At 74.7% G+C, this 17,599-nt stretch carries 17 protein-coding genes; 11 read left to right on the top strand and 6 right to left on the bottom strand.

The window, feature by feature from the left end:
• Window positions 1-318 precede the first annotated feature (318 nt).
• The 3 genes from ACIOHG_RS03590 to ACIOHG_RS03600 all read left to right on the top strand — a co-directional run bounded on the left by ACIOHG_RS03590 (window position 319) and on the right by ACIOHG_RS03600 (window position 4,364).
• On the top strand, window positions 319-2,013 hold the full coding sequence (locus tag ACIOHG_RS03590) for a SulP family inorganic anion transporter (protein ID WP_400944870.1): 1,695 nt from the start codon (window positions 319-321) through the stop codon (window positions 2,011-2,013).
• 232 nt (window positions 2,014-2,245) lie between these two features.
• The gene (locus ACIOHG_RS03595; RefSeq protein WP_400944872.1) at window positions 2,246-2,896 is read left to right on the top strand and encodes a TOPRIM nucleotidyl transferase/hydrolase domain-containing protein; all 651 of its coding nucleotides are present in this window, start codon (window positions 2,246-2,248) and stop codon (window positions 2,894-2,896) included.
• Between the two features lie 169 nt (window positions 2,897-3,065).
• Complete coding sequence (locus ACIOHG_RS03600) at window positions 3,066-4,364, top strand: MFS transporter (protein ID WP_400944874.1); 1,299 nt, start codon at window positions 3,066-3,068, stop codon at window positions 4,362-4,364.
• Here ACIOHG_RS03600 and ACIOHG_RS03605 read toward each other — a convergent pair.
• The 3 genes from ACIOHG_RS03605 to ACIOHG_RS03615 all read right to left on the bottom strand — a co-directional run bounded on the left by ACIOHG_RS03605 (window position 4,351) and on the right by ACIOHG_RS03615 (window position 5,668).
• Window positions 4,351-4,881, bottom strand: coding sequence for a hypothetical protein (locus ACIOHG_RS03605; RefSeq protein WP_400944876.1), 531 nt, complete (start codon window positions 4,879-4,881; stop codon window positions 4,351-4,353). The two genes, ACIOHG_RS03600 and ACIOHG_RS03605, sit on opposite strands and share 14 nt — an antisense overlap.
• A 292-nt stretch (window positions 4,882-5,173) precedes the next feature.
• A complete protein-coding gene (locus ACIOHG_RS03610) occupies window positions 5,174-5,419 on the bottom strand; it encodes a response regulator transcription factor (RefSeq protein ID WP_400944878.1) in 246 nt (81 codons plus the stop codon).
• A 36-nt stretch (window positions 5,420-5,455) separates the two neighbouring features.
• Window positions 5,456-5,668 (bottom strand): hypothetical protein, encoded by a 213-nt coding sequence (locus tag ACIOHG_RS03615; protein ID WP_400944880.1) that lies wholly within the window; start codon window positions 5,666-5,668, stop codon window positions 5,456-5,458.
• 160 nt (window positions 5,669-5,828) lie between these two features.
• Here ACIOHG_RS03615 and ACIOHG_RS03620 point away from each other — a divergent pair, with 160 nt between their 5' ends.
• The 3 genes from ACIOHG_RS03620 (at window position 5,829) to ACIOHG_RS03630 (ending at window position 8,658) form a co-directional block, all read left to right on the top strand.
• Window positions 5,829-6,869, top strand: coding sequence for a LuxR C-terminal-related transcriptional regulator (locus ACIOHG_RS03620; RefSeq protein WP_400944881.1), 1,041 nt, complete (start codon window positions 5,829-5,831; stop codon window positions 6,867-6,869).
• A gap of 167 nt (window positions 6,870-7,036) precedes the next feature.
• Window positions 7,037-7,474: a hypothetical protein gene (locus ACIOHG_RS03625; RefSeq protein ID WP_400944883.1), complete on the top strand. Its 438-nt coding sequence runs from the start codon at window positions 7,037-7,039 to the stop codon at window positions 7,472-7,474.
• 119 nt (window positions 7,475-7,593) lie between these two features.
• The gene (locus ACIOHG_RS03630; protein WP_400944885.1) at window positions 7,594-8,658 is read left to right on the top strand and encodes an RICIN domain-containing protein; all 1,065 of its coding nucleotides are present in this window, start codon (window positions 7,594-7,596) and stop codon (window positions 8,656-8,658) included.
• A gap of 7 nt (window positions 8,659-8,665) precedes the next feature.
• Here ACIOHG_RS03630 and ACIOHG_RS03635 read toward each other — a convergent pair whose 3' ends face one another.
• Window positions 8,666-8,986, bottom strand: a complete 321-nt coding sequence (locus ACIOHG_RS03635) for a hypothetical protein (RefSeq protein ID WP_400944887.1) — start codon at window positions 8,984-8,986, stop codon at window positions 8,666-8,668.
• Between the two features lie 211 nt (window positions 8,987-9,197).
• Between ACIOHG_RS03635 and ACIOHG_RS03640 the strand changes: the two genes are divergently transcribed.
• Window positions 9,198-11,390, top strand: coding sequence for a germacradienol/geosmin synthase (locus ACIOHG_RS03640; protein ID WP_400944889.1), 2,193 nt, complete (start codon window positions 9,198-9,200; stop codon window positions 11,388-11,390).
• Between the two features lie 60 nt (window positions 11,391-11,450).
• Here the strand turns inward: ACIOHG_RS03640 and ACIOHG_RS03645 are convergent, their stop codons facing one another.
• On the bottom strand, window positions 11,451-12,401 hold the full coding sequence (locus ACIOHG_RS03645) for a peptidase (protein WP_400944891.1): 951 nt from the start codon (window positions 12,399-12,401) through the stop codon (window positions 11,451-11,453).
• Window positions 12,402-12,403: 2 nt separating this feature from the next.
• Window positions 12,404-13,738 carry a VWA domain-containing protein gene (locus tag ACIOHG_RS03650; RefSeq protein WP_400944893.1) on the bottom strand — a complete coding sequence of 445 codons (1,335 nt, stop codon included), beginning with the start codon at window positions 13,736-13,738 and terminating at the stop codon, window positions 12,404-12,406.
• Window positions 13,739-13,827: 89 nt separating this feature from the next.
• Here ACIOHG_RS03650 and ACIOHG_RS03655 point away from each other — a divergent pair, with 89 nt between their 5' ends.
• The 4 genes from ACIOHG_RS03655 to ACIOHG_RS03670 all read left to right on the top strand — a co-directional run bounded on the left by ACIOHG_RS03655 (window position 13,828) and on the right by ACIOHG_RS03670 (window position 17,520).
• Window positions 13,828-14,709, top strand: a complete 882-nt coding sequence (locus ACIOHG_RS03655) for an ATP-binding cassette domain-containing protein (protein WP_400944895.1) — start codon at window positions 13,828-13,830, stop codon at window positions 14,707-14,709.
• Window positions 14,710-14,888: 179 nt separating this feature from the next.
• Window positions 14,889-15,539 (top strand): ABC transporter, encoded by a 651-nt coding sequence (locus tag ACIOHG_RS03660; RefSeq protein ID WP_400944897.1) that lies wholly within the window; start codon window positions 14,889-14,891, stop codon window positions 15,537-15,539.
• 107 nt (window positions 15,540-15,646) lie between these two features.
• Window positions 15,647-16,150 carry a DUF1269 domain-containing protein gene (locus ACIOHG_RS03665; RefSeq protein WP_400944899.1) on the top strand — a complete coding sequence of 168 codons (504 nt, stop codon included), beginning with the start codon at window positions 15,647-15,649 and terminating at the stop codon, window positions 16,148-16,150.
• Window positions 16,151-16,185: 35 nt separating this feature from the next.
• Window positions 16,186-17,520 carry an FtsW/RodA/SpoVE family cell cycle protein gene (locus ACIOHG_RS03670; protein ID WP_400945737.1) on the top strand — a complete coding sequence of 445 codons (1,335 nt, stop codon included), beginning with the start codon at window positions 16,186-16,188 and terminating at the stop codon, window positions 17,518-17,520.
• Window positions 17,521-17,599: the final 79 nt, after the last annotated feature.

The raw sequence follows: 17,599 nt of genomic DNA on the forward strand, positions 1-17,599 counted from the left end.
ACCTTCTTCGACCACAGCGTCGCGCCGGCTTCGTCGACCACAGCCACCCAGTGATGGCCCTTGCCGGCATCAACACCCGCCCAGACATGGGTCCTTCGCTCGCTCACTCGCCCCTCCTCGATCCCAGCGACATCCCGTTGGCCCGAGGAACACCCCGCCGTCGTCTCCGTAAACAGCGACCGCACACAGCGCGCATATCTCAATCAGCAGCCAGGGCGCCCCGGAGAGCCGGACGGCCACTCCTCAGAAGCCACTGAAGGCAGAGAACCATAAGCCACATCCGGCCCTCCCGGGCCGCCTAACACCTTACGGAGAACCATGACCGTTCCCGCCGGACCGGCCGCCCGGTGGGCTCGCTGGACGGCCCTGCTGCCGGACCGGCGCACTCTCGCCGGTCTGTGCCGCGCACCGCGCGCCGACCTGCCGGCCGGGCTGACCGTCGCCGTGGTCGCCCTCCCGCTCGCCCTCGGCTTCGGCATCTCCTCCGGCGCGGGCGCCGCCGCCGGACTCGCCACCGCCGTCGTGGCGGGCGCGCTGGCCGCGCTGTTCGGCGGCTCCGACCTCCAGGTGTCGGGGCCGACCGGCGCGATGACGGTGGTGCTGGTCCCGATCGTCCACCGCTACGGCACCGACGGGGTGCTGACCGTCGGCCTGCTGGCCGGCGTGCTGCTGGTCTGCCTGGCGCTGCTCCGGGCCGGGCGCTGGATGGCGTACGTGCCCGTCCCCGTGGTGGAGGGCTTCACGCTCGGCATCGCCGGAGTGATCGCGCTCCAGCAGGTCCCGGGCGCGCTCGGGGTGCCCAAGCCCGACGGCGACAACCCGGCGGCGGTCGCGGCCCGGGCGGCCGGCGCCTTCCTGGGCACCCCGCACTGGGCGGCCCTCGGCCTCGCGCTGGGCGTCGCCGCCGTGCTGCTGATCGGCACCCGGTTGCGCCCCGCCGTCCCGTTCTCCCTGCTCGCGGTGGTCGCCGCCACCCTGCTCACCCGGTGCGCGGACCTGCCGGTGGCCACCATCGGCCACCTGCCCGCCGGACTCCCGGCCCCCTCGCTGGACTTCCTCCGGCTCGCGGACCTGCCCACCCTGCTGCCCCCGGCCCTGGCCGTGGCGGCGCTCGCCGCGCTGGAGTCGCTGATGTCGGCGACCGCGGCCGACGCCATGCGGGTCGGCGAACGGCACGACAGCGACCGGGAGTTGTTCGGCCAGGGCCTGGCCAACCTGGCCGCCCCGCTGTTCGGCGGCGTCGCCGCGACCGGCGCGATCGCCCGGACCGCCGTCAACGTCCGCTCCGGCGCGGTCTCCCGGCTGGCCGCGCTGACCCACGCCGCGGTCCTCGCCGTGATCGTGTTCGCCGCCGCGCCACTGGTGTCCGGCATCCCGCTCGCCGCGCTGGCCGGCGTGCTGATCGCCACCGCGGTGCGGATGGTGGAGGTCGGCTCGGTCCGCGCACTGGTCCGCAGCGGGCGCGGCGAGGCGGCGGTGCTGCTGCTCACCGCGGTCGCCACCCTGGCGTTCGACCTGGTGACGGCCGTCGTGGTCGGCCTGCTGGTGTCGGGCGTGCTGGCGCTCGCCGAGGTGGCCCGGGCCGCCCGGGTCGAGCAGGTCCCGCTGCACGAGGACCTGCCGCCCGCCGACCACCACGACGAGGAGCGGGCCCTGCTCGCCGAACACATCGTGGCCTACCGGATCGACGGGCCGCTGCTGTTCGCCGCCGCGCACCGCTTCCTGCTGGAACTGACCGGGGCGGCGCAGGTCCGGGTGGCGATCCTGCGGATGTCCCGGGTCAGCGCGATCGACGCCAGCGGCGCGACGGTGCTCGGCGACGCGATCACCGAACTGGAACGCCGCGGCACCCTCGTCCTGGTCTCCGGCCTCCGCGCCGAACACCACCGCCCCCTGGACGCCCTCGGCGTCCTGGACCGCCTCCGCGCCGAGGGCCGGGTCTTCGGCACCACCCCGGAAGCGATCGGCTGCGCCCGCCGCCACCTCCAGCACGACCGCACCCCGGGCGTCTGAACCCCTGACCGTGACCGGCGGCCGGCGGCGGAACTGCGCGCAGGTCCTCCCGGTCGGGGCGGCCGGGTCATTCTCCGGGACCGCACCGGGGCGGCCGGCCGGTGGCCGCCAGTTGCCGGCCACGGGAGCGCGGCCACGGGCCGAACCGCCTGCTCCGCCCGGCCCGGCCTGGCACCGCTTCGGCCGCCGAAAAGGTCGCGCCCGGGCGGCGGAGGCGGGGCAGAATCGGGGCGTGGCGGAGATGCGGGCGTTCCTGGAGGCGGTGGTCGGCCGGGCGGCCGGGCCGGAGGGCGGTTCGGCGGCCGAGGTGGCGGAGGCGGCCCGGCGGGCCCGGGTGCGGACGGCGGTGCTGCTGGAGGGCCTGAGCGACCTCGCGGCGGTCGAGGCGCTGGCCGCCGCCCGGGGGCGGGACCTGGCGGCGGAGGGGGTGGCCGCCGTCCCGATGGGCGGGGCGATGAGCGTGGGCCGGTTCGCCGCCCTGCTCGGCCCGCCCGGGTTGGGGCTGCGGCTGGCCGGGCTCTGCGACGCGAACGAACGCGGCTGGTACGAGCGGGGGTTGGCGCGGGCCGGGGCGCCCGGGGACGGCATCTTCGTCTGCGCCGCCGACCTGGAGGACGAGCTGGTCCGGGCCCTCGGCACCGCCCGGATCGAGGAGGTGTTCCGGTCCGCCGGTGACCTCCCCGCCTGGCGGATCTTCGAGCGCCAGCCCGCCCAGCGGGAGCGGACACCGCAGCAGCGCCTGCGCCGTTTCCTCGGCACCCGGAAGGGCCGCAAGATCCGCTACGGCCGGCTGCTCGTCGAGGCCCTCGACCCGGCCGCCGTTCCCGCCCCGCTCGACGGCCTGTTCCGGTACCTCGGGACGGCTCCGACACCCCACTGCTAGAATCCCCACAGGTTCCCCGACGCGGGAACCTTCTTCGTTTTCCGGGCGGTTCGGCCGCCCCCACTCCCATCCGCGCACCCGTACCGGCCCCCGGTACGGGCTTTCGGCATGCCCGCGCACCGCCGACGCGCCCCGCCCCGCCCCACTCCGAGAGGACGCCCGACCGGCCATGACGAACAGTCAACTCCCTTCCCCGCTACGGACCGCGGCCTTCCGCCGCTTCTGGCTCTCCCGGGCGGTGTCCGGCCTCGGCTCCGCCGTCACCACCGTCGCGCTGCCCGTCCTGGTCTACCGGGAGAGCGGGTCCCCGCTGCTGGTCTCGCTGGTCGCGGCGGCCGGCACCCTGCCCTACCTGGTGTTCGGCCTGCCGGCCGGCGCGCTCGCGGACCGGGTAGACCGGCGGGCCCTGATGGTCGCGGCGGACACCCTCAGCGCCCTGGCGCTGGCCTCCGTCCCCGCCGCCCGGGCGCTCGGCGTGCTGACGGCCGCCCAGGTGGTGGCCGTGGCCTTCCTGGCGTCCGGCCTGGCGCTGTTCTTCGACGCGGGCGGGTACGGCCTGGTCCCCGCGCTGGTCGGCAAGGAGCGGCTGGCCCGGGCCAACAGCGCGCTCTACGGCGCGGAGACGGTGGTGCGGATCGTCGGCAGCGCCGTCGCCGGCGGACTGATCGCGCTGTTCGACCCGGCCGGGGCGCTGGCCCTGGACGCACTGAGCTTCGCCGGGTCCGCGCTGCTGCTGCGCGCACTCGGATCGGCGGGTGCGACCGCAGACCGTCCCGCAGCCGAGGCCCGACCCGCCGCCGAGGCCCGCGCCATGACCGGGGACCGTCCCGGCCTGGTCGCCGAGGTCCGCGAGGGCCTGCGCTTCCTGGCCGGCCACCGGACGCTGCGCACCATGACGGCGGTCGGCACCCTGCAGTCGTTCTCCGGCGGCGCGGTGGTCGGGCAGTTGGTGGTGCTCGCCGACCGGGGCCTGGGCCTGCACGGTGCGGACGGCCGGATCGGCCTGCTGTACCTGGCCTGGAGCGGCGGCGGCATCGGCGGCTCGCTGCTGCTGCCCCGGCTGCGGCGGCGCTTCGGGGCGTTCGAACTGCTGCTGGGCGTGCTGCCGGCCGGGGCGCTGCTGGGCACCGCGGTGGTGCTGGCCACCGACTGGCGGATCTGCGTCCCGGCGCTGGCCGCCTGGGGCACCGCGTACCTGGTCGTGCTGGTCAACACCATGACCTACGCGCAGGAGGTCACCCCGCCGGAGCTGCAGGGCCGGGTCAACACCGCCCGCCGGACGCTCTCCTCCGGTCTGGGCGTGCCGCTCGGCGCGCTGGTGGCGGGCACCGTCACCGCCACCGCCGGCCTGCGCCCGGGCCTGGCGACCGCCGTGGTCGCGCTGCTGCTGGCCGCCGCCCTGGTCTGGAGCGTCCACCTGCGGGACACCCGGGGGCTGCGCCGCCGGGCGGCGGTCAGGACCGGCTGACGACCACTCGGACGACCGTCCTGGACCCCTCGGGGGTGAGCACCGCCGTCCCGGCGGGGGAGAAGTTGAGGACCCGGTGCGGCAGTTCGGCGGGGAAGGTCCAGTCGACGCCGTCCCGGCGGCGCAGCTCCCGGGTGTCCCGCAGGGCGGCGTCGGGGTGGGCGTCGGAGGGGGAGGCGTGCAGGGCGGCGACGTAGGACTCGGCGTCGGCGGGCGGCAGGGCGAAGCGCAGGAAGAACACGTCCGGGCCCGCGGCCGAGTCGTCGTCGCTGTAGTAGCGCACGCCCTCGGCGCCCTTGGGCAGGGTCAGGCCGTAGTAGCGCAGCAGGGTGGGCAGGTTGCGCGGGCCGCCCAGGTTGGCGCAGTCGTACTGCCGGTACGCGCGGGCGTCGTGCGGCCTCAGCGGCCAGCAGGCGCCCCAGGCCCGCCGGGCGCCGAACAGGCCCCCGCCGAGCACCAGCAGGACCACCAGCACCCAGGCCAGCGGCCTGCGGCTCCAGCTGCGGACAGCCGTCACTTCCCACCCCCGGACGATTCCCGCCCGGGGACGCCTGCGGTCGGCGCACACGGACGACCCGCTCCCGGGCAGCGGTTCATCGGATCATAGAACGGACCGGCGGACCGTCGGCGCCGCCACCGGCGTCCCGGCCCCGACGAAGGCCGCCAGCAGGAACACCGCGGTGGGCCCGATCCACTGCACCCGTACGGACGTCCGCCTCTCACCCGGAATCCGTCCCCCACGACGATCCCGCCCCGGCTTTCGCCCGCCACTGCGCCCACCTGCACCCCCTTGTCGGGGCAGCGGGCCGTCAGGCCGCCGCCAGGGCGGGCAGCCGGTGTGCCAGCAGGGCCAGTTGCACCTGCGTGGTCACCCCCGTTTTGGCCCGGATCCGGCGCAGGTAGGTGTCCACGGTGTGCGGGCTGAGCCCGAGCCGCCGGGCGATCAGCGCGTAACTGGCGCCCTCGCCGACCAGGCGCAGCACCTCCAACTCGCGGCGGCTGAACCCGTCGGCGGACGGTACGGACGAAGCGGACGGGGGCGGGGCGGTGCGCATCTGGGCTCCTGGGGGACGGCGGTGGAGAGGGGCGGGTCAGGACAGCGGACGGCAGAGCGGCAGCTCGCAGGCGCCGCCCCAGGCGGTGTCCATGCCCCGCGGGACGCCCACCGGACCGGGCTGTTGCGGCAGTTCGGCCGCGCCCCCGGCGGCCGACGGGACGACAGCCACCGGGACGGCGGAGACCAGCGGCGCGCCCGCGAACAGGACGGCGGCGGTGAGGGCGGCAGTGGCGAGGGCGCGCTTCATGGGGGTCTCCGGGAGGTGACGGGACACGGGGAAGAGGCCGGTCCGGCGGTGCCGCCGGGCGTCTTTCGGCCTGCGCCTAGCATGTCCCTGCGCAGGTCGCGGCACCATCGTCCGGCCACCTCAGCAACTGCGGTGGCAACAAGCTGACCGGGGGACAGACATGGACATAAGCTCCGCAAGGCCCCGATCCGACGCCGCCGCCGACCCGGCCGAACTCGCCGTCTACGACTGGGTGCTGCGCCACGGCCGGTGCGAACCCGGCGCCCTCGCCGGGCACTTCGCCGCCCTCGGCCTCGACCCGGACCGCGCCCCCGCCGCCCTCGACCGGCTGGTGGCGCACCGCCTGGTGCACCGCGACCCCGCCGACCCGCACCGGGCCCGCGCCGTCGGGCCGGACGCCGCCGCGAACGACCTGGCCGTCCCCGCCGAGGCCGAGATCGCCCGCCGCCGCGCCGAACTGGCCGCCGACCAGGCCCGGGTGGCCGCCTTCCTGCCCACCTGGCAGCACCGGGAGACGGCCGCCCCCGCCGACCGCGACTTCGAGGTGCTGCCCAGCCTCCCCGAGGTCCGGGCCGCCCTCGACCGGGCCTCCGCCGACTGCCGCACCGAGGTGCTGGCCAGCCAGCCCGGCGGCAACCGCGACCCCTCGGCGATGCAGGAGGCGCTGCGCCGCGACCACGCGCTGCTCTCCCGCGGCGTCCGGATGCGCACCCTCTACCACCACACCGCCCGGTTCAACGGCCCCAGCCAGACCTACGTGGAGGCCGCGACCGCGCTCGGCGCCGAGTACCGCACCGTGCACGAGCTGTTCGGCCGGATCATCGTCTTCGACCGCAGCACCGCCTTCGTCCCGCTCTCCGACGGCTCCTGGGGTGCCCTGGTGGTCCGCGAACCGTCGATGGTCGCCTACCTGTGCGGGATCTTCGAGCAGAGTTGGGCGGTCGCCCGGCCGTTCGCCTCCGCCGCCGAGGACGGGCTCGAACAGGTCGCCCAGGAGATCGACCGGACCATCCTGCAGCTGCTCGCCGCCGGACTGAAGGACGAGACGGTGGCCCGCCGGGTCGGCCTCTCGCTGCGCACCGCCCGCCGCCACATCGCCGACATCATGGCCCGGTTGGGCGCCGAGAGCCGCTTCCAGGCGGGCGTCGCCGCCGCCCGGGCCGGCCTGCTCGACGCGCCGGAGGAGCCGGCCGCGGACTGACCGGCCGCGGACTGACCGCCCACCCGCTCACCCCGCCCGCCGTGTCACGGGACCCCGGGACCGCGACCCCGGTACCGGCCTCTCGTGACTGTCCGTCACCGCGCCCGCCGCGCAGGATGGTCATCACAGCGAGCGACGCCGGACCGACCGGCGCGAACCTCCGGGAGGTGGCGGCCGTGCAGTGGTACGAGGACCTGGAACCGGTCCGGGCGGCGCCCGAACCCGGCGGGCTGGAAGCCGAGTTGGCGACCTTCCTGCGCGGTGCCACCGGCCGGGCCGACCCGGCCCTGCTGTGGAGCGAACAGGAGCCGGCCGGGGCGGACACGCCCGACGTGCTGGCCGGGGCGCTCCGCCGGGAGCTGCGGCGCACCGTGCTGGCCGTCGCCGACGGCCCGGCCGGCCCCTGGCGGCGGCACGCCGCCGCCGTGCTGCTGGTGCAGCGCCGCGGCGCGAGCGAGGTGGTGCTCAGCCCGCCCCCGGGCGGGGCCGGCCGCCGCCGCGCCTTCCGGCTGCGGGCGGCCGCCTGCCTGCTGGTCCCCGCAAGCTGGAGCTACCGGCTCGACCCGCGCGGCAACGGGCAGCCGTTCGCGCTCGCCCTCCCCTAGATCCCCCGCCGGATCCCCCGCTGGATCCCCCCCGCCGACTGCGCACCGGTCGGCCCGCACCCCCTCCGTACGGCACGGCACGTCCGTCCGTCCCATCGCATCCGATCGAGGATAGTGACATGAACATGAAGAGCAAGCTGGGCCGAGCCACCGTCGCGGGCCTGTTGAGCACCGTCCTGTGCGCCGGAGCGACCGCCGTCGAGGTGGTCGCGACCGCAGGCCCGGCAGCCGCCGAATACACCGACCCGTTCGGCTGCGGCAACACCTGCAACACGACCGGCGCGGTCACCGCCGCCATCGGCGCGGCGCGCGACGCCGCCAACACGGCGAAGGCCGACAACGCCCGCTTCACCCAGCAGGTGGTGAGCGGGATCGCCCAGGAGGTCCCCGGCTACAACATCCTGGTCTTCAAGTACATGGGCACCGACAGCTACGACATCCCGTGGTTCTACAACGACTTCGACGCCTCCGGCCTCCGGGGCGTGGTCTTCAGCCAGGAGGTCAAGCTCCAGCACTACGACTCGATCGGCGGCCCCGCCGGCTACGACCGGTTCTACATCTGGGTGTTCTACGGCGACTCCACCTTCGTCAACAAGGGCGACGGCGGCTTCATGAACTGGGCCTTCCTCGGCCAGGACTCCGACAGCACGGTGAGCGGCGGCCGGCGCATCCACTTCCCGGACCGCTCGGTCGCCCGGTACGACCCCAACACGCCGATCACCCCGGGCGTGCCCGCCACCCCGGGCACCCCGTCCACCCCGTCCGCCCCGGTCGACCTGGGTGCCCCGATGACCAGCGGCATCGCGTCGACCGACAGCACCGTCAAGGCGCTCAGGCCGACCGTCATGAACGGGCGGACCCCGCTGGTCAAGAGCGGCAGCGTGGTCGCCGCCCCCTCGGGGAGCGCCGCCACCGGCTGGACCTTCAACCCGCTCGGCGGCGGCAAGTACAAGATCGTCAACACCGCCACCGGACTCGCCCTCACCGAGAACACCAAGACCTACTTCGCCGGGGCGAGCGCCTGGACCGGCGCCGCCACCCAGAAGTGGGAGGTGGTCGCCAAGGGCGTCGGCTACCAGATCCGGATCGACGCCGACAACTGCCTCACCTACGACGAGGACAACAAGACCCTCGGCGTCTGGACCTGCACCTCCGACGCGAACCAGCAGTGGAAGCTGCTCTGACCGGGTGTCACCCCTCCTCGAACGGCTCCTCGCTGAACCGGAACCGGGCCCGGGGCGGTTCGACGTGCAGCAGGAACTCGGCGACCGGGCCGTCGGGGGAGTGCAGGGCGCAGGAGGCGGAGATCTCGTCGTAGGCGCGGTCGAACCCCTCCCGGTCCTCCGCGTCGGCCAGCCGACGGGTCTCGGCGAACAGCGGGGCGACCGCCGGGAAGGCCGGGCCCGGGGTGAACTCGCCCGCCAGCCAGGGGAAGTCGGCCTCGGTGATCCGGATCGAGCCGGCCGGCTCGGTGCCGTGGAAGAGCTGCCAGGTCTCGTCGGTGAAGGCCATCGGGGAACTCCTTGGGGAGGGGAAGCGGGGCGGCACCATCCTCCCGGGTGGGGCGGACAGCGGGGTGGCCCGCCGGGTGTTCACTCGTCCGAGTGGATTTTGGAATCCGGACGGGTCAACGGGGTACCGGTGACGACGGGCTCACGGGCTCGTTAGGCCGTGCGCCGACAGTTGTCGACGATTCATGACGATTCATCAGGGGCGGGACCAAGTGGCTCAGCCGTTCGAACTGCCGGACTTCTACGTGCCCTACCCGGCGCGGATCAACCCGCACTACGAGGAGGCCCGGGTCCACACCAAGGACTGGGCCCGCGCCTTCGGGATGCTGGAGGGATCGGGCGTCTGGGAGGAGCACGACCTCGACTCGCACGACTACGCGCTGCTCTGCTCCTACACCCACCCGGACTGCGACAGCGAGGCGCTGAACCTCGTCACCGACTGGTACACCTGGGTCTTCTTCTTCGACGACCACTTCCTGGAGATCTTCAAGCGGACGCTGGACCGCGAGGGCGGCAAGGCCTACCTGGACCGGATGCCCGCCTTCATGCCGATGGACCCGGACGCCGAGTACCCGGAGGCCACCAACCCGGTCGAGGCCGGCCTGGCCGACCTGTGGCAGCGCACCGTCCCGCACATGTCCGCCGACTGGCGGGCCCGGTTCGCCGAGTCCACCCGCAACCTGCTGAACGAGTCGCTCTGGGAGCTCTCGAACATCAACGCGGGCCGGATCTCCAACCCCGTCGAGTACATCGAGATGCGCCGCAAGGTCGGCGGCGCCCCCTGGTCGGCCGGCCTGATCGAGTACGCGGCGAACGCCGAGGTGCCCGAGGCGGTCGCGCACTCCCGCCCGCTGCGGGTGCTGCGGGACGCCTTCTCGGACGGCGTGCACCTGCGCAACGACCTGTTCTCCTACGAGCGGGAGATCGGCGAGGAGGGCGAACTCTCCAACGGCGTCCTGGTCCTGGAGACCTTCCTCGGCTGCTCCACCCAGGAGGCCGCGGACGCCGTCAACGACCTGCTGACCTCCCGGCTCCAGCAGTTCGAGAACACCGCGCTCACCGAACTCGTCCCGCTGTTCGCCGAGCACGGCCTGGACGCCGAGCAGATCGCCCGGGTCGGCGCCTACGTCAAGGGCATGCAGGACTGGCAGTCCGGCGGCCACGAGTGGCACATGCGCTCCAGCCGGTACATGAACGGCGGCGGCGCCGCGGCCCCCGTGCCCGGCCCCCGGGGCCTGGGCACCTCCGCCGCCAACATCCGCCTCGCCGCGGGCATCCGCGGCCTGCGCAGCTTCAGCCACACCCCGCACCGCAAGGTCGGCCCCTCGGTGCTGCCCGAGTTCCCGATGCCCTACCCGCTCACCCTCAATCCGCACCTGGGCGCCGCCCGCGAGTACGTGGTCGGCTGGGCCCGCGAGCACGGCCTGCTCGACCCCGAGCCCGGCGTCCCCGGCTCCGACATCTGGAGCGAACGCAAGCTCCGCGACTACGACTTCGCGCTCTGCGCGGCCGGCATCGACCCCGACGCCACCCCCGCCGAGCTCGACCTCTCGTCCGCCTGGCTGACCTGGGGCACCTACGCCGACGACTACTACCCCGTGGTCTTCGGCCGCCCGCGCGACCTGGCCGGCGCCCGGGCCGCCAACGAGCGCCTGCACGCGCTGATGACGATCGACGGCACCCTCCCCTTCGCCCCGCGCAACGCCCTGGAGACCGGCCTCGCCGACCTCTGGCGGCGCACCATCGCCCCGTTCTCCACCGCCGACCGGGAGAAGTTCCGCAAGGGCGTCGGCGACATGCTCGACAGCTGGCTGTGGGAGCTCGCCAACCAGGCGCAGAACCGCATCCCGGACCCCGTCGACTACATCGAGATGCGCCGCGCCACCTTCGGCTCCGACCTGACGATGGGCCTGGCCCGGCTCGCCCAGGGCTCGGTGATCCCCGAGGCCGTCTACGCCAGCGGCACCGTGCGCGCCGTCGAGAACTCGGCGGCGGACTACGGCTGCCTGGTCAACGACCTGCACTCGTACCAGAAGGAGATCGAGTACGAGGGCGAGTTCCACAACCTGGTCCGGGTGGTGGAGAACTTCTTCTCCTGCGACCACACCGTGGCCGCCGCCATCGTCGCCGACCTGATGGCTTCCCGGCTGAGCCAGTTCCAGCACGTCGTCGACGGCGAACTCCCGCTGGTCAAGGAGGACTTCGCCCTCGACGCGGAGGCCGGGGCGGCCCTGGACGGCTACGTCCGCGGGCTGCAGGACTGGATGGCCGCCGTCCTCAACTGGCACCGCCAGTGCCACCGCTACGGCGAGGACGTGCTGCGTCGGCACTTCGCCCCGAAGACCGCCGTCACCCCGGAGCTCGGCACCTCGGCGATGCGCATCCTGCAGTCCATCGGCCGCTAGCCGGCACGCAGCAGGGGGAGGGGCCGCGAACGACCCCTCCCCCTCACAAACCGCCGACCGCTACTGCCAGTTGTTCGGCTGCTGCTGCTGCTGCTGCTGGTGCTGCCCCTGGTGCGGGACGGGACCGGCCGCCGGCCGCGGCGGGTGGCGGTGGCCCCGCGGGTGCCGGGTCAGGGTGTAGCCGAGCACCCCGGCCAGCGCGGCCAGCACGCCACCGGCGACCGTCCACCACCAGCGGGTGTTCCAGCCGGAGAAGAGGTCCGAGTACCAGTGGGTCTCCTCCGCGACGGGCGCCGCCGCGTGCGCGGCACTCGTGCTCGGAGCCGGCGTCGCGCCCGCCCCCGCACCGCCCGCCCCGGCCGCCGCCGTCGCGCCGGCGTTCACCGGCGGCACCAGCGGGGCCTTCAACTCGCCGCCCTCGGGCTGCGCGTCGTCCACGCCGCCCTTGGTCGCCACGTGCACGTGCACGGTGGAGGCCAGGCCGAGGTCGGTCTGCGGGATGTCCGTGGTGGACAGCTTCACGTAGTACGTGCCGGGCAGCGGGTCGCCCGACCAGGGCTCGGCCCAGGACCGGATCTGCCGCAGCGTGCAGCTCAGTTCCAGGGCGCCCGCGCCCTGCTCGGCGGTGCTGGTCTGCGGCCCGGCCGTGCAGGACTGGCGGCGGCGCAGCCCGTCGAACAGCTCGACCGACCAGGTCTGCGGGCCGTGCCGGTCCGCGGCCGCCGGCAGGGTGACCTTGACCTGCACGGTCGCGGTCTGGCCCGCCGAGGCCGGGAACGCCCAGTACAGGTAGTCGCCGGTGGAGACCGGGACGTCCGCGTCCTGCCCGGCCGCCAGCGTGGTCGCGGTCAGGAAGCTGGTGCCGACCGAGTTGACCACCGGCTTCGCGGTGCCGCTCGCGGACGGCGAGGCCGAGGCCGCCGGGGACGCGGCCGAGGCGGTGCCGGGCGCCAGCAGGAACAGCCCGGCCAGGGCGGCGGCGGAACCCGCCGCGGTGAGGAGCTTGCGCATCGTCAGTTCTCCCGCCAGACGGCGATCCGCCAGCGTGCCAGCCAGCCGAAGATCAGACCGGCGAGCAGGCCCGCCAGGGTGAGGACACCGAGCAGGATCCAGCCGCGGCCGAGGCCCATCGCCGGACCGTCGGGCGCCGGGGAGGCCGCCGTCACGTCGACCGTCAGCTCCAGCGGCAGACCGGAGTCGGCCTGCACGTTCGCCGTCGAGGCGAAGGAGTTGCTGACGACCAGGCAGACCGTCCGCCCCGCCGCGCCCTTGGACCCGGCGGTCGGCGAGGGCGAGACCTCGTCGTCCGCCGAACCCGGCGCCGACCAGCGCACGCCCGTGGACGCCACGTCGGTGCGGCCCGAACCCGCGTCGTTGCCGCGCACCAGCTCCTGGCCGGTGCTGTCGGTGGCCTGCAGCAGCACCCCGTAGTCCCGGGCCACCGCCCGGTCCGGGGTCACGCTCACCGAGGCCCGCAGCTCCTGGCCCGGCTGCACCGGCACCCGGTACACCCGGTGCTCGGAGAACTTCTCCCGGTCGGTGTACACGCCCGGCGTCAGCACCGGCGCGTCCGCGCACTTCTCCGCACCGGCCACCTTCGCCGGGGTCACCGCGTGGGTGTCCTGGGCCCGGTTCACCAGCTGCTTGACCCGCTGGGTCATCTGCTCCTGGGTGCGGACGTCGGTGAAGGTGCCGCCGGTCGCGTTGGCGATGCACAGCAGCTGCTGGCGGGTCTTGTCGTCGTGCGCCAGGCCCAGCGTGTCGATCACCAGGTGGATGCCCTGGGCGGCCAGCTCGCGGGCCACGTCGCACGGGTCCGGCGGGGCGCAGGTGTCCTCGCCGTCGGTGATCAGCACGATCCGGCGGGTGGTCGGTCCGGTGCCCAGGTCCTGCGCGGCCGCCCGCAGCGCCACCCCGATCGGGGTCCAGCCGGTCGGCCGGACCGTCGCCACGGCCGTCTTGGCCTGCGTCTTGTCGGTCTTCCCGACCGGGTAGAGCTGCTGGGTGTCCTTGCAGCCCTCCTTCTGCTCGTTGCCCGGGTAGGTCGCGCCGAGCGTCCGGATGCCGAACTCGGTCTCGGCCGGCAGCGCGTCGATGACCTCGTTGATCGACTGCTGGGCCACCGCCATCCGGCTCTTGCCCTGGATGTCGGTGGTCCGCATCGACCCCGAACCATCCAGGACCAGGTCGACCTTGGGCGGTTCGGTGGCGGCGGGCGGGGCCCCTGGCTCGTCGGCGTGTGCGGGGAGCCCGCCGAGCACGGTGGCCGCGGCTATCGCGAGCGCACCGAGCAGCGCGGCCCCGCGGGCCGTCCGTCGTGGTGTCTTCGTGGTGATCACCCGCCGCATCCTAGGGACCGTCAGTTGCGATCACCCAATGCGGGTCCACCCCGCCGCCTAGGCTGGGGACCGGTCACGGCGGCGACGGGGGAGAGCCCATGACGGTGCGTCTGACGGGGGTCGGCAAGCGGTACGGGCGCGGCGGCCCGTGGGTCCTGCGCGAGGTCGAACTCTCCCTGGAACCGGGGGAGATCGTCCGGATCGAGGGCGCCAACGGCAGCGGCAAGTCCACCCTGCTCAAACTCCTCGGCGGCCTCGAACGCCCCAGCGCCGGCACCCTCACCGCCCCCGCCCGCCGCGCCTACGTCCCCGAACGCTTCCCGCCCGCCCTGCCGTTCGACGCCCGCGCCTACCTGCGCCGGCACGGACGCCTGCGCGGCCTCTCCGCCGCGGAGGCGCTGCGCCGCGCCGACCACTGGCTCGAACGCTTCGGCATCACCTCCTACGCGGACACCCCCGTCGGACGCCTCTCCAAGGGCACCTGCCAGAAGGTCGCCGTCGCCCAGGCCCTGCTCGCCGAGGCCGAACTCCTCCTGCTCGACGAAGCCTGGACCGGACTCGACCGGCCCGCCCGCACCGAACTCGACCTGGCGGTCGCCGAACGCGCCGCCGCCGGCGGCCTGGTCGTCCACGTCGACCACGACCCGACCCGGCTGGCCGGCCTGCTCACCGCCGTCCGCACCGTCGAGGACGGCACCCTGCACACCGCCCACCTCCCCACCCCCGACCAGGACGGCCCCCGCACCACCCTCGTCGTCTCCGCCCCCACCCTCCCGCCCTGGCTCCCCCCGCACACCCTGCACCCCGACGGCACCGCCGAGTTGGACGTCCCCGCCACCCACTCCGACACCGTCCTGCGCCGCCTCCTCGCGGCGACACCCCCGGTGCACATCCACGCCGTGCGCTCCAGGGTTGTGCCTTCCGGGCCTGCTGGGAGCGAAGCTCCGGGGGCCCGAGGAACGGCGGAGCCGAGTGGCTGAGGTCCAACAGGCTGCGATGCGCCACCCCGTTTCGGGCCGAAGGTCCTTGGCCGACGCCCCGTAGCGCCCCGCTCGGTTCCGGCGCCCAGCCCCTCGGCCCCGCCGTTCCCCGGGCCCCTGGAGCTTCGCTCCCGGCGGGCCCCTGAATACGACTCCGCCTGCCGAAAGGGAATTCCTCCGTGACACTGCGCGTGCTGACCCGCTATCACCTGGAGCTGCTGGTGCGCTCGCAGAGGTGGCTGGCCCCCGGGCTGGCGTACGTGGTGGTGCTGGGGTTGGGGCTGTCGGGCGGGGACGACGTGCTCTCGGCGGCGGCGTTCTCCGCGGGGCTGCTGGTCCCGGTGACGGTGTGGCTGACCCGGGGGGCGGTGACGGCGGAGCCGCCGCAGTCGCGGGCGTGCCTGGTGGTGGCGGCCGGCTGGCGGCGGGTGCAGCTCTCGGCGCTGTTCGCGGCAGCGTCGGCGGGCCTGGCCCTGGGCGGGCTGGGGCTGCTCGCGGTGCTGCTGGTGGGCAGCGGGGGTTCGCCGGCGGCGCTGCTCGCGGGGGTGGTGGCGACGGTGGTGTGCGCGCTCTCGGGGGCGGCCGTCGGCGCGCTGTGCAACCGGCCGGTGGTGGTGGGCGCGCAGTACGCGGTGCCGCTGGGGCTGGGCGGGGTGGTGGCGGTGCTGCTGGTGCCGGGGTCGCCCGCGAACGCGGTGGTGCGGGCCCTGGTGCTGGGGTCGCGGCGGCACGCGGCGGGGGTGCCGTGGTGGACGCTGCCGGTGGCGGCGCTGCTCGCGGCGGCGGGCTGGTGGGCGGCCGCGCTGGCGGCCGAGCACCGGGGCGAGTAGCGGGCACGAGGAAACGGACACACCGGTCGGGATCGGGAGGAAAGCGGTGAATCCTGGCTAGGGTGCTGGGGGACGTGCCCGCATCCCCGTCGGAAGGAAGCCCCGCCGTGAGCAACCTCTTTGCGATCGCCTACCCGGACGTCTCCACCGCGCAGAAGGTCCGCGACGAACTGATCGGCCTGCAGAAGCAGAAGCTGATCGACCTGGAGGACGTCGTCGTCGTGGAGCGCCGCGAGGACGGGAAGATCAAGCTGCACCAGGCGGTGTCCAACACCGGTCTCGGTGCGGCCTCCGGCGCGCTCTGGGGCGGCGTGATCGGCCTGCTGTTCTTCATGCCGTTCCTCGGCGCGGCGATCGGCGGCGCGACCGGCGCGGCGGTCGGCGCGTCCACCGACACCGGGGTGGACGACAACTTCATGCGGCAGGTCGGGCAGAAGATGGCCCCGGGCAGTGCCGCGGTGTTCGCGCTGGTCCGCTCCGCGACCGAGGACAAGGTGGTCCCGGCGATCGCCCAGTTCGGCGGCGAGCTGATCCAGACCTCGCTGAGCCACGAGGAGGAGGAGCACCTGCGCGAGATCGCCGAGGCGGCGAACCCCGCGTCGACGCTCTGACCGGCACGTTCTGACCGCCGGTGGCGACCGACTCGGTGACCCGGCCGGCCCGGGCGTCCGGCGCGCCGCGGGCCCGGACCGGCCGGTGGACCGAACTGGCGCTGGTGCTGGCCGCGGTGGGCCTGGCCGTGTTCGGGTACGTCGAGGTCGGTGTCGACCTGGACGGCCGGGCCCCGGCGGACGTTGCCCAGTACGGCGGGGCGCTCGGCGTGCTGGCACTGCTCGCGCACGGGGTGGTGCGCTGGCGGGCCAAGTGGGCGGACCCGCTGCTGCTGCCGATCGGGGTGCTGCTCAACGGCATCGGACTGGTCGTCATCTACCGGCTGGACCGCAACCCGGGCGGCGCGGCCGCCCCCACCCAACTGCTCTGGTCCACCCTCGGGGTGGGCCTGTTCATCGGCGTGGTGGTGCTGCTGCGCGACCACCGCCGCCTCCAGCGCTACGCCTACGTCGGCGCCTTCGTGGCGCTGGTCCTGCTGGTGCTGCCGGTGTTCTTCCCGCCGGTGTACGGCTCGCGGATCTGGATCCAACTGGGCCCGCTGTCCTTCCAGCCCGGCGAGTTCGCCAAGATCCTGCTGGCGGTCTTCTTCGCCGCCTACCTGGCCGCGCACCGGGACGCGCTCGCCCTGACCGGCCGTCAGGTGCTGTGGTTCCGGCTGCCGCTGGGCCGGGTGCTCGGGCCGGTGCTGCTGATCTGGGCGGCCTTCGTCGGGGTGCTGGTGCTGGAGACCGACCTCGGCACCTCGCTGCTGTTCTTCGGCCTGTTCGTGGTGATGCTGTACGTGGCCACCGCGCGGACCGGCTGGATCGTGATCGGCCTGCTGCTGTCCGCCGTCGCCGCGGTCGGCGTCGGCCGGCTCTCCCCGCACGTGCACAGCCGGGTCACCGAGTGGCTGCACCCGATGGCCTCGATCGAGGCCGGCCGGGGCGCCAACCAGATCGCCCAGTCGCTGTTCGCCTTCGCCTGGGGCGGCGAACTCGGCACCGGCCTCGGCCTCGGCCACTCCGCGCTGATCGGCTTCGCCACCAAGTCCGACTTCATCCTGGCCACCATCGGCGAGGAACTCGGCCTGACCGGCCTGCTCGCGGTGTTCCTGCTGTACGCGCTGCTGGTCTCCCGCGGCTTCCGCACCGGCCTGGCGCTGCGCGACCCGTTCGGGCGGCTGCTGGCCGTCGGCCTGGCCGCGCTGATCGCCCTCCAGGTGTTCGTGGTGGCCGGCGGCGTCCTCGACCTGATCCCGCTGACCGGCATGACGCTGCCGTTCATCGCCCAGGGCGGCTCGTCCGTGGTCACCAACTGGGTGATCGTGGCGCTGCTGGTGCGGATGAGCGACCTGGCCCGGCGGCCCGCCCCCGAGGAGCGCCCGTGAGGCCGACCCGCCCCGAGGGCACCAACGGCGGCCCGCAGGGACTGCCCGGCATCTCCACCACCGGCCGCCGGGCCGGCAC

It is taken from the genome of Kitasatospora sp. NPDC088134 (genome assembly GCF_044741705.1).
In the GTDB taxonomy this organism is placed as follows: domain Bacteria; phylum Actinomycetota; class Actinomycetes; order Streptomycetales; family Streptomycetaceae; genus Kitasatospora.